The organism is Bacillus sp. FSL K6-3312 (assembly GCF_038007485.1).
In the GTDB taxonomy this organism is placed as follows: domain Bacteria; phylum Bacillota; class Bacilli; order Bacillales; family Bacillaceae; genus Bacillus; species Bacillus pumilus.
Window position 1 is genome coordinate 1,755,040 of the sequence record NZ_JBBOXI010000001.1, and the last position, 13,731, is coordinate 1,768,770.

Consider the following 13,731-nt stretch of genomic DNA (forward strand, 5'->3'; position numbering starts at 1 on the left):
TAGTTAAAAGGATAAGAGTCTGAAATCAGACTCTTATACCTTACCTTTCATTTGCTTTAATCCTCTTCTGATGTTTTCCATTACACTGTTTGCGCCATTCTCATCACCAATCATTTTATCAATCTGCAAGGTTAGATTGTAAACATCGCCCTGATCATTCGACACAGAAGACATAACTGTAGACTGAGGAGTTTTTGTAAGTTTTGTGATCGCACTAGGAATAATGCTAATGGCTGATGCTGCGCTCTTAACAATATTCGCTCCAGCTAATTTAACTGCTTCAGTTGGAACGCTAGTTAAAGCTGAGCTCAACTTTTGTCCAGTTCCCCATTTCGGGGTAAATGGCACATCATTTTGACTGATGTCTCTAACGGTTTCGACAGCTTTAAGCATGTTAACTGAGTCTTGTTTATTGAGGACAATTTCTCCATCATCTACTACAGCTAAAGCTCCTTGGGCTGGTACTTTACCAACTGATCCACCAGTCTTAAAACGAGCGATCTTTTGTCCAGTTGTATTACCCTTAACGACAACACCGAGAGCATTTGAAGCCTCTTTAAGCTTATCAATCAAATTGTTAGAGATAGACTTACCAATAGACTCCATATTTGAATTGATAAATTTAGTAAACTCAGAAAGTTGTTTATTGATATCACTAATCTTACCGTTCATCAATTTCCCTTCTAAATCTTTGAACCCACGTTCATCATTAACAAGATCATCGTACTTTGTGTTGATTGATTTTTCGTCTTTTTCAAGTTGATCTTGTAGCGCTTCTTTACGCTTGGAGTTTTCACGATCTTTTAGGAATTGATCTAAATCAAGCTGTTCTTTTTGCATCTGTTCAGTAAGTTCTTTCACCTTTGACTTACCAAACTCTGAATCATCTAATGCGTATTGATTTATCTGATCTAAAAGCTTTTGAATGCTTTCCTGGCGATCTTTTAAATCCTTTTGGAACTTAGCTTCATCGTCTTCCTTGTCAATGCCATCAATGATGTCTTGAGTAGCTTTACGATGGGCTTCTAATTCAATATCACGCATCTTTTCGTACATCTCTTTGTAAATGGAGACGACTTCATCTGCTAGTGACTTGTAAATATCTTTGATGCTTTTCTTGGTTTGATATAGCTCTAGGTTGAAATCCTTCTGTTTATCTTTCCAAGAAGCAATTTCGTCCGATATTTGCTTTTGGATTTCAGGGAAACCTTTAGCAGTTTTCTTTTGTTTTTCAAGCTCTTTGATGTATTTAGCAGCTTCTTTTTGTTGCTGTTGAATCAGTTTGATTTGCTGACTATAGTATTTAACTTTATCCTTGTCTTCTTCAGTTGTTTGAATTTTAATATCGACATTCTTAAGCTTTGATTCAGTCTTTTTGACTGACTTATCAATGTTATTAAGAATTTGATCAGTTTTAGATTGAACAATTGTAGCTTGCAGCTCATAAACTTGATCCTTGATACTGATGAGGTCAAGTTTAGCTTGTTTTAATTCTTCACGTAATTGATCACGTTGAGCAGCGTTTAATTGTTTATTTTGCTTTAGCTCTTTGTTGATCCAATTAACTTTTTGATTCTGAATTTTTTGTTGCGCTTCAACTGCTTTACGTTGCTCATTTGTATATTTTCTAAATTGTGCGCTGTCGTTGAGGTAACGACTGGCTTTAGATTGGTTTTGAGCAACTTTCAACTCTAAATCAGATTTACGCTTCTCGAATTCATCAAGTTTTGACTGAACGATTTCATATTGCAGATCTTGAATTTGGTCTTTGACAGAAGAAAGGTCGCCTTCAAGACCTAGTAAATCAGATTTAGCTTGTGAAATAGCTTGCTGACGTTCAGCTTCAGAGCTAGACAAATCAGAGCCAATTTGTTGCATATATGCTTCTGGATCAATTGCTTTACCATTTTTCTCAATCTGCATATGAAGGTGAGTACCAGTAGAGTGACCAGTGCTTCCCATTTTACCGAGAGTTTGGCCAGCCTGAACCTTTTGCCCAGCTTTAACTTTGAGTCCTTTTTGCATATGCATGTACTTAGCAACTGTGCCGTCATCTTGTTGAACAACAACCCAATAACCAGCTGATTTAGAGTATGCAGCAGTGAGGACTTTACCTGATTTAAGAGACTTGATAGGAGTTCCAGATTTAGCAGCTAAGTCTAAACCTTTATGAGGAGCAGAGCGTAATCCTTTTTCTTGCTGACCAAAGTGAGATGTTCTTCTCATTAAGTCATAGTAGCCTGCCGCAGAGCCACCGCTTGAGGATAAAGAGCCACCCATTTGTTTAAAGTATTTATTTACTTTCTTAACGTAATTTTGCGTTTCCTTAAATGGAGGGATACCGCCATACTTGGATACATTACCAGGCCCCGCATTGTATGCAGCTAACGCTTTTTCAATTGAGCCGAATTTATCAAGCATTTGCTTAAGATACTTAGTACCGCCCATTACGTTTTGATAAGGATCCCTAGAATTCTTAACTCCTAGACCTCTTGCTGTAGCTGGCATAAGTTGCATTAAACCAGTTGCTCCTGCATGTGAGCGAGCATTAGGGTTAAAGTTAGATTCTTGCTTAATTACTGCAGCAATAAGAGCAGCTGGAACATTGTATTTAGAAGCAGCTTGATTGATAACATTTGAGTATTTACCTGAGTAGGAACCACCAGAAGCAGAATACGAAGAGCTAGAAGGGGAGTAGGATGAAGAAGAATCAACAATACCCGTTTGAGCAATGTAGCCAGATTTAATTTGCTCTTTAAGAAGCTTAATCTGACTTTTAAGAAGTTTTTCTTTTCGTTCTAACGCCTTGATTTCCTTCTTAATGGAATCACGATATTTCTGTGACCATTTAGGGTAGTCATTAGTTTTTCTGTTTTGTTCTTCAATCTGCTTATTGACTCGCTCTAATGCTTCTTTATATTTGTCTGCAACATAGATTGAATCTTTCGTTGATTTTGAAGCCTTGTCAGCTGAATCCGACATTGCTTCAAAAGATGTTCCTGTTTCATTTAGAGATGCTTGAGTTAAGTCTGACAGCTTATCTAATTCTTCTAGTTGATCAGTGATACCTGATAATTCACCAAGATCTCTTTGAGCTGCTTTAAATTGTTCGATAGCGAGTTGATCTTGCTTGCCATTGGTCATTTTCAAAGAATCTTCTTTGAGTTTTTCTAACTCCGCTTTCTTTCTCAGAGCATCTTGAACAGTTTTAATAGCTGTAATTTCAGACTTGTAATATCCGATTTTTTTACTTAATGCATTAGCTTGATTCAATAGTTCTTGCTTTACGGAAGTTTGCATATCTGCATATGCTTTAACCTTTGCGTTTCGCAGCTTTATTACTGCATCACGATTTATTTTCACTATTCCGTTTTCTATTGAAATCGCACCAGCTAAATCTTTTTCCTTTTGAATAAGCTTCATTGCTTCTGATGCAGAAATAGACTTACCTTCTGCCATTTTTTCCAGTAATCCATTGAGAGGGGACACTTGATCAGCTAAATCATCGTAAACGTCACCTTGTAAAGCTTCCATCGCTGCAGTAGCTTGACCAGATTGTAGTAATTGGTCTAATACATCTGTCGTAGCTTCAATATCACCTTTAACTTCTTTGAGCTTATCGGATAGGTTACCAACCGATTCGCCTAACTCATCTACACCTTCACCATTTTCATTCCAGGTGACTTTCGCTGAATCGCCAGAATTTTTAGCCTGATCTAACGAATCCTTAAGCGTAGAGTAGGAGAGGTTCAAGTTATCGACTTTCACTTTCCCATCTGAAAACTCAGTAATAAGAGATTTCAGTGAGTCTGTTTGTTTATCAAATTCCGAGCCGTTGCCATTGTTTAGTGATTTTTGAAGCGAGTCCATAATGACAGCTACTTGCTGCGAAAAGCTCTTAAGCTGTTCAGGACTCAATTTACTAAAGTCCATTGTGTTTAATATATCGGTGATTGATTGTTTGATGTTTGGGTTAATATCAATGGAATTAAATGCACTGATTACATCTAATACCGAAGCCTGAATTTCAGCATTTGCACTAACAATGGATTGTTTCGCACGCAAGGCTTCACGTTCGTATTTGTATCCTTCTTTTACGTAATCATCATCATTAGCAAAGGGGTTTTCGAAGATTCTTGTAATCCAACTTGAACCTTCTTTGTAGTTATCAGCTAAAGTTTTATTAGCTTCCATTTCTTTGTTCAAATCTTTTAGCTTTTTAATTTGATCTTCAAAATTAGAGGCTGCATTATCTTTCAGATCACGTTTATTGAAATTTGCCATCTCTTCAGTATATTTGATTGCCTCTTTTAAGGCTTCGTTGTTCTTAATGATGGCATTACCTTGAGCATCATACCCTTCAACTAGGTTAGGGAATGTCGCTGCCAACTGCTGAGAGACTGATAAGTACTCTTGTTCTTTTTCAGGCGTTAGTTGGTTCTCGTCTTTAGCTTTACGAAGTTCTTTGTACTTATCGATTAATCCTTGAGTAGCTTCTTTATTCGTAGTCCAAGCTTCGATAGAGGTGCTTTGTGCAGTCTCGAAATCCTCTTGAGCTTTTTTTGCATCAGAATAAGCGCTAACCAATTTCTCAACAACAAATCCCAATGCAGCAAATCCTGCAATAGGCAATGCGGCTCCAGCTAAAAACAATCCAGCAGATTTTGCTGCTTTTCCTAAAGTGGCAAAAGAAAGGGAAAGAACTCTGTTTGTTGTTGCTGCTATCCCTGCACCAGTAGAGTATGTTTGCAATGTAAGAGGGAGCGCTTTAAGTGTGTTAATGATTTGAGCGCCACTTTGCATAGCCGTTGTTCTTAAAGCATTAGAAAACAGTATAGTGGCCGCTGTAGCTGTTGAGAAAGCAGGAGCAAGGAAGCCGATATTTTTAACTAAACCAGTGGTCAATCCCATGAAATTTCCTAGAGCTTCTGTAGAAGCGATAAGACCATCTGAAATGAAGGCATCACTGGCGGCAACAGCGAATTCAGTAACCGTATTTTGAAGGCGGTTTATCCGTGCCTGTAAGCTATCAGCATACTTTTCTTGTTCTTTCCATGCTGAACCCATTGAGTTTGCAGAAGTGTTAGCTGCGTCTTGATAGATTGAGTAGTTATTCAATAGGGCGTTAAATCTGGATAACTGATAAATACCCGCAACACCAATCGATGTGTTTTGCTTTTGGGCATCAGACAAGCTGTCCCATTTTTCTGCTACTTCGCCAATTAACTGACTTGAAGTTTTTGCTTCACCAGCTGCCGTTTGCACAGAGATGCCGATTTGATCTAAGGCTTTAATAGAGCTTCTATTATTACCAATTCTCGCAAAAATGGTCTTTAATGAGTTACCGACTATATTTCCACTTTCACGTGTTGTGCTTCCAATGGCTGCTGTATAGCCGATTAAGTCATTCAATTCAACACCGAAGGTGGAAGCGGTACTTCCAGCTTTTCTTATCGAATTAGCCATGTCGAGCGTGGAAATCGCAAAATTGTTGTCAACTTCATTAAGTTTATCAGCGATAGAAATTGAATCTTTTGCCGATACGTTGAAATTGAGCATGGCTGCAGTAAGAGTGTTTACAGTATCTGATGCAGTTAGATCTGAAATATTCTGCAAAACTTGTGCTGTTTTGGTTAAATCGGAAAGCTCATCTGCCTGAAAACCCATTCGACCAAAACTTCCCGTAATTTCTAGAACATCTGATACTTTGTTTGATAATTCATTGCTTAAATCTAATGAAGTTTGAAGGAGCTCATTGAATTTGTAATCTGGCAAATCCATGACTCTTCGGATATTTGTCATTAGAGTGTCGATCTCAACAGCTTGCTGAGTTATATTTTTTAGAGCTGTAATAGCTCCATAAAAAATAGAACCTGACAGCAAATATGCTGGAATACGACTAAAAGCATCACCCAATTGTTGTCCAAATGTTGTTGCCCTTTGAGTTGAGTTTTGAATAGAGGACGAAAGCTCTCTAAACTGCATATTGAGGTCTTTTATCTTTGAAGATAATGCAGGGGTTTTAGAGGTAAGTTGAGTCATGGAAAGAAGGTACTCTTGAATTTGCGCCTTGCTTTGATTACTCAAGTTATTGCCATATTTACTAGTTAAATTATTTGCATTAAGTTGAGCTTGGCGTTGATATAGTGCAATGGTTTGTTTTAACTCATTGTTTTTTGCTACGGCAGACGACTTGTCATCCAATGTGCGAATTTTTTGTTTGAGAGAGTCAATTTGAGCTGAAGATTGAGCAAGGTTGATTTTACGGCCAAGAGAGGAGAGGGTAGTATCAGATAGAATACCTTGCTCACGAAGTCTCTGAAGAGAGGCGTTTAACGCTTCAATATCTTTTCTTTTTTTATCGAAGTTAGTGGAAACAGTAGAGTTTTTCACGTTTCCTTTTTCATCAAGATTATATGTATAATCTTTGTAACCATCACGATTTTTCTGAGTAGAACCTGTAACTTTATCTTGAGCATTCATTCTCTCAGTACTTTTAACAACTTGACCGAGTTTTTGTTGAGCACTTGCTAATTTATTAGTTTCGGTTGTTTGCTCTTTAATTTTCTCAGTTGTCCGCTGGATAATTTCTCCACTGCGTTTATGTTCCTGAGTTACCTTTGTAACATTGCCATTAAGATGTTGGGTGATTCTTGTGGTTTCTTTAACAGTGTCGTTGTAACTTTTTAAATTGGACTGATATTTGTCAAATGCAGAAGTGAACTCTTTTAGAGTCTTTAGGGTGTTAGTGTCAATGTTTGTTTTTAATTCGAGGGCATTTAGCTTAGATTGAATTTGTTTTATTTGCTTGTTTAGATCATCAGTGGTCTTTGGAGAGGTGTCTGCTACTGGAGTAACAAATATTTTCAGTTGTTCGCTCAATTAATTGCTCACATCCTTTCAATACAGCACGGAAATTTGTGTTTGATTAAGCAGTTTATTACAGCTATACTTTTAACATAAGGTAAATGGGGGAACGCCATGAATAAATCCATATTATTTATATTGGGAGCTATCTTTATCTTGTCTGGTTGTGGACAAAACAAGGTATCAGAAGAATCTACTAGTACTAAAAATGTAACCTCTGAAGAAAAAGTAAGCTCCGTTAATGATAGCCACAATTTAACTGAAGAAGATAGAAAACTTATAAGACTTATAAAAGAAGAGAAATTTGATGAGGTTATTAGCAAAACTGCTGAACTGAAGAAAGTTTTTCAAAAAGATTATTATTTTATAGCTTCTGCTTTCAAAAAAAATAAAGAGTTAAATGAAAAGAAAACAAATGTTGAAAACTACGATTCATATGCATACATTGAAGCTATGTTAGATAAAGTTAAATATTCAAATGCTCATACTGATTTAAAATACAAGCAAATCAAGAAAGATAATTTGGCTAGAATTAAATCTTTAGAGAATCTTAAAAACCAAAACACAGCAAGAGATAAGTATGAGATCGAAGGATACGAAAGGAAGAAGCAAATAGAGGATAGGACGATAGATCCTCAGAGGGTTTCCATTGGAATGACAGAAGACGATGTACTTTTAAATGGTTGGGGGAGACCTGCAAAAGTAAACACAAATGTCACAAAAAATCGTACCTTAAAACAGTGGGTTTATAAAGGAAACAAATACTTATACTTTGAAGACGGAATACTAACATCAATTTCTAAGTGAAGCCATATAAAAATAGCTGTGCCGTTTGTAGGGAAGATACACATTCAGCAGAGCTATTTTTATATTCTTTATTCTTCTTCTGATTATCCCAATAAGGTGACTCAATTGCCTTTAAGTTTGATGAATTCCCAAAAGTGAATTAGATGATTTAGTTTATCAACAGGTGCATCCAAAAGCTCGTTGCAAAGCATTTCTAGCTTAGGATTAACCCTACGAGATAATAAGTTGATACACTTTACGTTTCTTTTTCCTGTTATCAAATACTCAATGCTTACGTTGTGAAATTTAGCTAAACTTATCAGAGTTTCAATGTCTGGCTCGCTATCGCCAGTTTCGTATCTAGCGTATGCTGCTCTAGTAATATTCAATTCCTCTGAAAGAGTTTGCTGAGTCAATTTAGGTCGGTAAACATTTCGCAGTTGTTTCAGTCGTTCACATAGACTAGGCATATGTATTACTCCTAACACTTTCAGATATACACAATTGCTATGCTGATCTTATCACCAAGAACCAAATGATTAAAGGTGTTTGTGTTTTAATGATAATCAAAATCCCTCAGTTAATATGAGGAGTGACCGCCATAGTGTTCCTATCAAAGTAGACAGGAAGTCGGTTCAATCCAAATTTAATTCGTTAGATATACACATTTAAAGGCCTACAATTGTTTTAACACTTCATTAAAACGTTCAACATACTCTTTTTTCTGTTTTTCTATGGTGTCTTCATCTTGAAATGCTGAAAATCCTTCTAATGTGCTTTCTGCACTATACCAGTCCTCCAAAAGTTCATGAAATATTTCCATTAATTTCTCTTTTTTCATATTTATCACTCCGTAATTTTGATATATTAAAAACATACTTAAATTTAGGGGGAAGATCATTGTCAATTAAAGAAGCATTATTTTTAACTGAAGAAGCAGAAAAAACTCTTAAAGAAATCGAAGAAATGCAAGAGAGATCAATGTCAGAGAATCTCGAGAGGCCTTTAGCTTTTAAAATTAAATACTTTTTAGATTCTCTGAATTCCGCGTTGGATTACGCGGCATATTATACTTTCGAAAAATACTGCCTAGAATTAGCAACGTACAAATTAAATGAAACGCAGCTAAGTAAAGTAAAAAGAAAAATATATTTTCCTTCATATAAAAAAGAAGATGTTTTTATTAAACAAGTGGATCAAAGTTTTATTGGTTTGAAAGAAAATCATCAAGAAATATACGACATATTTAAAAGTTCTCAAGTGTTCTCATCTGAATCAACATGGTTATCGGATTTTAAATTGCTTACCAATCAAAATAAACACATAAAACTAACAAGCAGTAGAAAAATGTTCGATGGGGTAATTAATAGAGCAGACATAGGTAATGGTGTAATCCTTGAAAATAATGTATTTATTAATTCAGGACAACCAGTATCAGTAAATGGAGAGCCACTTGATGTCTTTAATCCTCAATCCAACAGTTTTGTTCGTGATTTTGATGGAGAGTTCACTTCATACTATTGCCTCGAAGGCAGTCATGTTCCTGTAGTCACAGTTTTAAATGAATACTTAATCAATATAAAGAATATTGTCATTGAAATAGACAATTATCAATAAGACATAGATCAGATAAACCCTTTACTTTTTAAATAAATGAAAAAGGGTTTATCGGTTTAAAATCAACCTTAGAATTAATAAATCCTTATGTCAATGAATTCTTAGGGCGCTAGTTATCTATGATATTTTTTGTTTTAACCATAAGCAAAACCCCTCAAAAGAAGGATCTTGATTCTGAATAAAAGAGGGATTTTATCTAAATTTCAAATTGTGATTTTTTATCTTGTATTGCGTCTTTATTGACTTCCAAATAGTGATTTTTGGTTACATCAGTTCCCTTGTGATTTAACAACTGAGATACTTCCTCAAGACTCATACCGCTATGGTATAGGAGGTTGCTTCCGCTGTGCCGCAAATCGTGGCAGTGAAGCTCAGGAATACCGATAATTTCACCTATTTTCTTGATCCAGTAACCTTGAAGTGTACCAGTTTCAGCTTTTTTCCAACGACCGTTATACTTCGTTACAAAAAGATACTCACATTCAATGTTATTTTCTTTTCGATAATTCATCCATTCGGTTATTAATTCCATTGATCTTTGAGAAGGGTAGAGGGTGACATTGTAACCTTCTTTTTCAATGACATCGGTTGCTCTTGATTTATCGAAGTCAATTTGTTCGACTTTAACATTACTGATTGCATTAGCTCTGGCCATCGTCGATAAACCAAATTCAAAAAATAACTCAAGTTGTAAATTACCTAATTTAGTAAGACCTTTTCGTATTTCCTCAACCTGTTCTTTAGTTAAGAAAGTTTGTTTCACCTGAAGTTTTTCACCAACTCCTGCTGATGGCCTATCTAAGAAGTCAACTGGGTTTTCTTTAATTTTTCTTTTTTTACGCAAAAATAAAAAGAAGCTACTAATACTACTCATTCTTCTCTGGATTCTTCTTTCGTTATTACCTAACACACTTGTACAAAAAGCAACAAAGTCTTCGATCAGGTCAACCATTTCATCAGGATCTTCTTTTACTACATCAATAATGCATTGATTGCTATAGTTCTCCATGATGTAGACAAGCCATTGATTAAAGTCTGATTGGTAACTGACTTTGCTCGAATCTGCTAAATTCATGTTCTTAAAAACAAAATACTTTCGTATTAAATCACTATTTTTCGGATTAATTTTTTCGATTTTATCTTTAGTTGCATACGCAACTTTCTTTCTTGCCATAATTTCACCGCCAGGCTATTTGATTGTCTTGTAACCAGCCTTGCGAACATCTTTCGTAGCAGCGTCCAAAAGTTCTCCACTGTTTTTTAATTTTTCCATAGTGTTGTTCATAAAAGGACGAGGCTCACCATATCCATAATCATATTCGTCAGGAAATTGATAACCTTCACCAGTCTCAACAATAGTCGCAACGTCTCGTCCTTCATCCGTTCTGGTGTTATCTAATGAGATTCCATTTGATTCATTCGCTACAACAAATGAAGCCTTTAATTCACCAGTTCGATTGTATTCCACAGGATTGTACGAGTCATACACAACAGATTGGACTTGCTCTTGACCTGTTTTGACTAAGATCTCTTTTGTATGACTGCCAGTCTGCAAGGCTTTTAAAGCTGCTTTTTCAAGCATAACGGCTAATTCTTTATGATTTTTAGCCATTAAGATACTTCAGTTAATTTTTGAACTTTTTGTAGGATTTCTTGGTTAGCTTTGTCAGTAAGAGCCTCTTGAGTTCTGATTGCACCTTCTGTCATAGAAAGGAGTTTTTCATTAATACTTTCGAAGCTTTCTTCAGGAAATGAACCACTGATTAGTTTAAAGTATGGAGACTTAACCAACTCAGTCATTAAGTTAACTTTAGAAACAATACCTTGTGGGATATCAGCGATATCACTGAAGGTGAGAATTGCATAAATGTTTAAAAGATCAACAACATTGAGTTTGTGTTTAATCTTTTTGTTGGATTCGATTTCAACTACATCTTTTAGAGCCATGTTGATTATTTGAGTAATCTTAACTGGATCAAAGTTAGGGTAGATATGTACATGAAACTTTTCATCTAACTGAACCTTGAATTTCTCATCGTATTTTTTATTCCCATCTTTAATGTGATCAAGTGTTAATTTTTGTGTTGTCATCATATCTCTCCTTATGATTAAAATAAAAACACCTCAAATAGGGGAGAGGTGTTAGCGTTTTTTAGAATATTTATTGTATTTTATTGAATAAACAAGGGAAGTGAGCTTTAACAGTGTCACTGCTAATAGACACAAAGGGTATAAAAAGAAAAGCCATTTTAATTTTCCTTTAAGAGATTCTTTGCAGAAACCCTTCAAAAGTAAAATGTCCTCTGACACATCAACAAAGTTAGCAAGAACGTTCAAGTTAAACCTCCTATTTCAATAAAATTCTTATTTTATTTATTGAATCAACGATACGAAGGTTTCATCAAAACCCTGTTTGTTAAAAGCGTCTACTGCATTATTTGCACCTTTTTCTGATACAACAATCATATAGTCACATTTTTTAGGATCAGATTTCATTCTTCCTAGAACTAAAAATTCCCCTAAATAACTCCCTGTGTTTAATTGGCGTTTATTGTTTAACATATGCTTCACCTGTAATCTGTTCGTATTGCTCAGGTGTGATTCTCCCTGCAGCAACCGTATTGTATACTCTTTCTTTAGACCATGAACCTTCGTCATAAAAACTTTTAATCAATTCATACCAGTCAATATCCAATTAAATTCCTCCCATCGCAATAATATAATAAAGATCAGATACCCGTTGTTTAACTATGCTTATTTCAGAAGGCTCGGGTTCGACTTTGAAAGAGTCCATGTATTCTTGAGTAGCTGATTCTTTCCACGTCTTTTCTTCTGGATAGAATTTACCTAAATATAGTGATTGGGGAGGTGCGATATCTGTGCTCATTTCTGGCAAAACTTCTCCTTCAAAGTAATCAGATTGTCTTAAGTAAATAAAGTTTTCATCATAGTAAAATATTGTTTTCATAGATGTGACCCTCTTTATGATAATGGTATAGTTTCATTTAAGGACACTCTTTCAACTTTGCTATCATCCTTTGAAAACAAACCAGAATAGATTAAGTCTCCTGTTGTCGTTAGTGTCATTCGTGCTTGCCCATAAGAACCTACAGTAACACCAGTAAAATCAATGTTTTGGACAGGGAAATAGGACAACTTGGCAATCGTTGCACCGAGCGGAGCGGTGAATGTTCCCTGTATCTCTAAAGTTTTGGAAACAGGTATATACCTGTGTCTTAAAGGATATTGAGGATTTGTGGTTCCAACTACTAAAGTGGTGTTCACCCAAACCACATTCATATCTTTAGAAGATACAACTTTGTTCCAAGTTGAATTCGCATTTTGAAACTTTGAAAAAAGCCACATTTCATTATTTTTTAATGAGATAGCCAAGATTGACTTATTGGAATTATCCTTAGAATTGATGAAGAATAGGAAGGGATCATCTGCAGATGGGGCATTAATTAAGCTTTGACCAGTGTATATTCCAGGGGATAGTGTTAATACATCAGTTCTATTCGAAAGGGGCTGCGCTTTCCCATCATCTTGAGTTAACCTATATTTTTGCACAACATTCAAAGAAGTCGCTAAAGTATCAATCAAATTTTCATAACCATTCCATTTGTCTTTCTCACCTGGCTGGGTGTGAAGATTTGTTTTTTGTGCGTGCTCATCAGTGTATTCTTTAGAATGAACTAAAGCTAAATCAGCTTTCTCTTGTGAACCTTCAACGGTTTCTTTTTTATCCCATTGTTCTTTTTGATCTTGATCAACATGGATAACATAATCGTTTTGATGTTCATTAAACTCTGTTTTAGTGGCTTGTTCAATGTTTAATACATCACTGAGACCGACTTGCTCTTTTGTGACAGCATGTGGATTTTTAGTGTCTTGTTTATGAGTTTCGAAGTCACTTTTAATTTCAAACTTAAATGAATCATTATCACTTTTGAAGCTTTCAACATCACGCTTCATGGAATCCTCACTGGTTAAAAAGAGGTCTTTGAGGTTAGCGATTTGTTTCTCCAGCCTTTTATACAACCCTCTTATTAATGAATCAAGCATTATGTCGAAGCCTCCCCAAACACAGAGACATCTCCATCAGTCACATCTTCTAATTTAATAAATACTTTTTTGAAAGGGAAAATCGAGAATTCCCAAGCCTCATTAATTCCTTCTGTTCCTACGGCAATTCGGTAATCACTTAACTGAGTACCTCCTAATTCAATTTCCTGACCATCATTCATTACTCCCACAAACGAAATTCGTCTTGAAGTAGATGTCCCAGTTATAGTGATACCTAATTTTTGATAATGTTTAACTTCTAATGATTCACCGTCAGAAGGGGAGACTGACTTCTCATGAAAAACAAATGATGTACGATCAGGAATTACTACAATAGGAGCTGTATCTTCTGTAGCTATAATAATCACTCCTTATAAAAAAGAGGAGGGGAGACCT

The 13,731-nt window shown here is 35.6% G+C and carries 13 protein-coding genes; 2 read left to right on the forward strand and 11 right to left on the reverse strand.

Annotation, left to right across the window (positions count from 1 at the left end; genetic code table 11):
- Positions 1-33: 33 nt before the first annotated feature.
- Positions 34-6,882 carry a phage tail tape measure protein gene (locus tag MHI11_RS09040; RefSeq protein WP_340960879.1) on the reverse strand — a complete coding sequence of 2,283 codons (6,849 nt, stop codon included), beginning with the start codon at positions 6,880-6,882 and terminating at the stop codon, positions 34-36.
- A gap of 99 nt (positions 6,883-6,981) precedes the next feature.
- Here MHI11_RS09040 and MHI11_RS09045 point away from each other — a divergent pair, with 99 nt between their 5' ends.
- Positions 6,982-7,674 (forward strand): hypothetical protein, encoded by a 693-nt coding sequence (locus MHI11_RS09045; protein ID WP_340960880.1) that lies wholly within the window; start codon positions 6,982-6,984, stop codon positions 7,672-7,674.
- A gap of 101 nt (positions 7,675-7,775) precedes the next feature.
- Here the strand turns inward: MHI11_RS09045 and MHI11_RS09050 are convergent, their stop codons facing one another.
- Both MHI11_RS09050 and MHI11_RS09055 read right to left on the reverse strand, forming a co-directional pair.
- Positions 7,776-8,123: a helix-turn-helix domain-containing protein gene (locus MHI11_RS09050; protein ID WP_106037376.1), complete on the reverse strand. Its 348-nt coding sequence runs from the start codon at positions 8,121-8,123 to the stop codon at positions 7,776-7,778.
- Positions 8,124-8,329: 206 nt separating this feature from the next.
- Positions 8,330-8,494, reverse strand: a complete 165-nt coding sequence (locus tag MHI11_RS09055; RefSeq protein ID WP_340960881.1) for a hypothetical protein — start codon at positions 8,492-8,494, stop codon at positions 8,330-8,332.
- A gap of 59 nt (positions 8,495-8,553) precedes the next feature.
- On the opposite strand from MHI11_RS09055, the gene MHI11_RS09060 reads away from it, so the two are divergent.
- On the forward strand, positions 8,554-9,270 hold the full coding sequence (locus tag MHI11_RS09060) for a hypothetical protein (RefSeq protein ID WP_106037377.1): 717 nt from the start codon (positions 8,554-8,556) through the stop codon (positions 9,268-9,270).
- 196 nt (positions 9,271-9,466) lie between these two features.
- Here MHI11_RS09060 and MHI11_RS09065 read toward each other — a convergent pair whose 3' ends face one another.
- The 8 genes from MHI11_RS09065 to MHI11_RS09100 all read right to left on the reverse strand — a co-directional run bounded on the left by MHI11_RS09065 (position 9,467) and on the right by MHI11_RS09100 (position 13,703).
- Positions 9,467-10,444 carry a tyrosine-type recombinase/integrase gene (locus MHI11_RS09065; protein WP_340960882.1) on the reverse strand — a complete coding sequence of 326 codons (978 nt, stop codon included), beginning with the start codon at positions 10,442-10,444 and terminating at the stop codon, positions 9,467-9,469.
- A 15-nt stretch (positions 10,445-10,459) separates the two neighbouring features.
- Entirely contained in the window at positions 10,460-10,882 is a 423-nt protein-coding gene (locus MHI11_RS09070; protein ID WP_340960883.1) for a hypothetical protein, read from the reverse strand.
- Positions 10,882-11,361, reverse strand: coding sequence for a hypothetical protein (locus MHI11_RS09075; protein ID WP_340960884.1), 480 nt, complete (start codon positions 11,359-11,361; stop codon positions 10,882-10,884). The genes MHI11_RS09070 and MHI11_RS09075 overlap by 1 nt, the downstream gene beginning before the upstream one ends.
- 282 nt (positions 11,362-11,643) lie before the next feature.
- Entirely contained in the window at positions 11,644-11,832 is a 189-nt protein-coding gene (locus MHI11_RS09080; RefSeq protein WP_216927275.1) for a hypothetical protein, read from the reverse strand.
- Positions 11,819-11,965: an XkdX family protein gene (locus MHI11_RS09085; protein WP_254117325.1), complete on the reverse strand. Its 147-nt coding sequence runs from the start codon at positions 11,963-11,965 to the stop codon at positions 11,819-11,821. Before MHI11_RS09085 ends, MHI11_RS09080 begins: the two co-directional genes overlap by 14 nt.
- Positions 11,966-12,238, reverse strand: a complete 273-nt coding sequence (locus MHI11_RS09090) for a hypothetical protein (RefSeq protein WP_073205334.1) — start codon at positions 12,236-12,238, stop codon at positions 11,966-11,968.
- Positions 12,239-12,252: 14 nt separating this feature from the next.
- A complete protein-coding gene (locus tag MHI11_RS09095; protein WP_340911580.1) occupies positions 12,253-13,335 on the reverse strand; it encodes a hypothetical protein in 1,083 nt (360 codons plus the stop codon).
- Positions 13,335-13,703, reverse strand: coding sequence for a hypothetical protein (locus MHI11_RS09100; RefSeq protein ID WP_216927273.1), 369 nt, complete (start codon positions 13,701-13,703; stop codon positions 13,335-13,337). Before MHI11_RS09100 ends, MHI11_RS09095 begins: the two co-directional genes overlap by 1 nt.
- Positions 13,704-13,731 lie beyond the last annotated feature (28 nt).

What these genes read in the sequence shown, in the direction of transcription:
- MHI11_RS09050 (WP_106037376.1), bottom strand. Translation starts at nt 8,123, where the DNA reads ATGCCTAGTCTATGTGAACGACTGAAACAACTGCGAAATGTTTACCGA.
- MHI11_RS09070 (WP_340960883.1), bottom strand. Translation starts at nt 10,882, where the DNA reads ATGGCTAAAAATCATAAAGAATTAGCCGTTATGCTTGAAAAAGCAGCT.
- MHI11_RS09095 (WP_340911580.1), bottom strand. Translation starts at nt 13,335, where the DNA reads ATGCTTGATTCATTAATAAGAGGGTTGTATAAAAGGCTGGAGAAACAA.
- MHI11_RS09045 (WP_340960880.1), top strand. Translation starts at nt 6,982, where the DNA reads ATGAATAAATCCATATTATTTATATTGGGAGCTATCTTTATCTTGTCT.
- MHI11_RS09080 (WP_216927275.1), bottom strand. Translation starts at nt 11,832, where the DNA reads ATGTTAAACAATAAACGCCAATTAAACACAGGGAGTTATTTAGGGGAA.
- MHI11_RS09075 (WP_340960884.1), bottom strand. Translation starts at nt 11,361, where the DNA reads ATGACAACACAAAAATTAACACTTGATCACATTAAAGATGGGAATAAA.
- MHI11_RS09090 (WP_073205334.1), bottom strand. Translation starts at nt 12,238, where the DNA reads ATGAAAACAATATTTTACTATGATGAAAACTTTATTTACTTAAGACAA.
- MHI11_RS09065 (WP_340960882.1), bottom strand. Translation starts at nt 10,444, where the DNA reads ATGGCAAGAAAGAAAGTTGCGTATGCAACTAAAGATAAAATCGAAAAA.
- MHI11_RS09055 (WP_340960881.1), bottom strand. Translation starts at nt 8,494, where the DNA reads ATGAAAAAAGAGAAATTAATGGAAATATTTCATGAACTTTTGGAGGAC.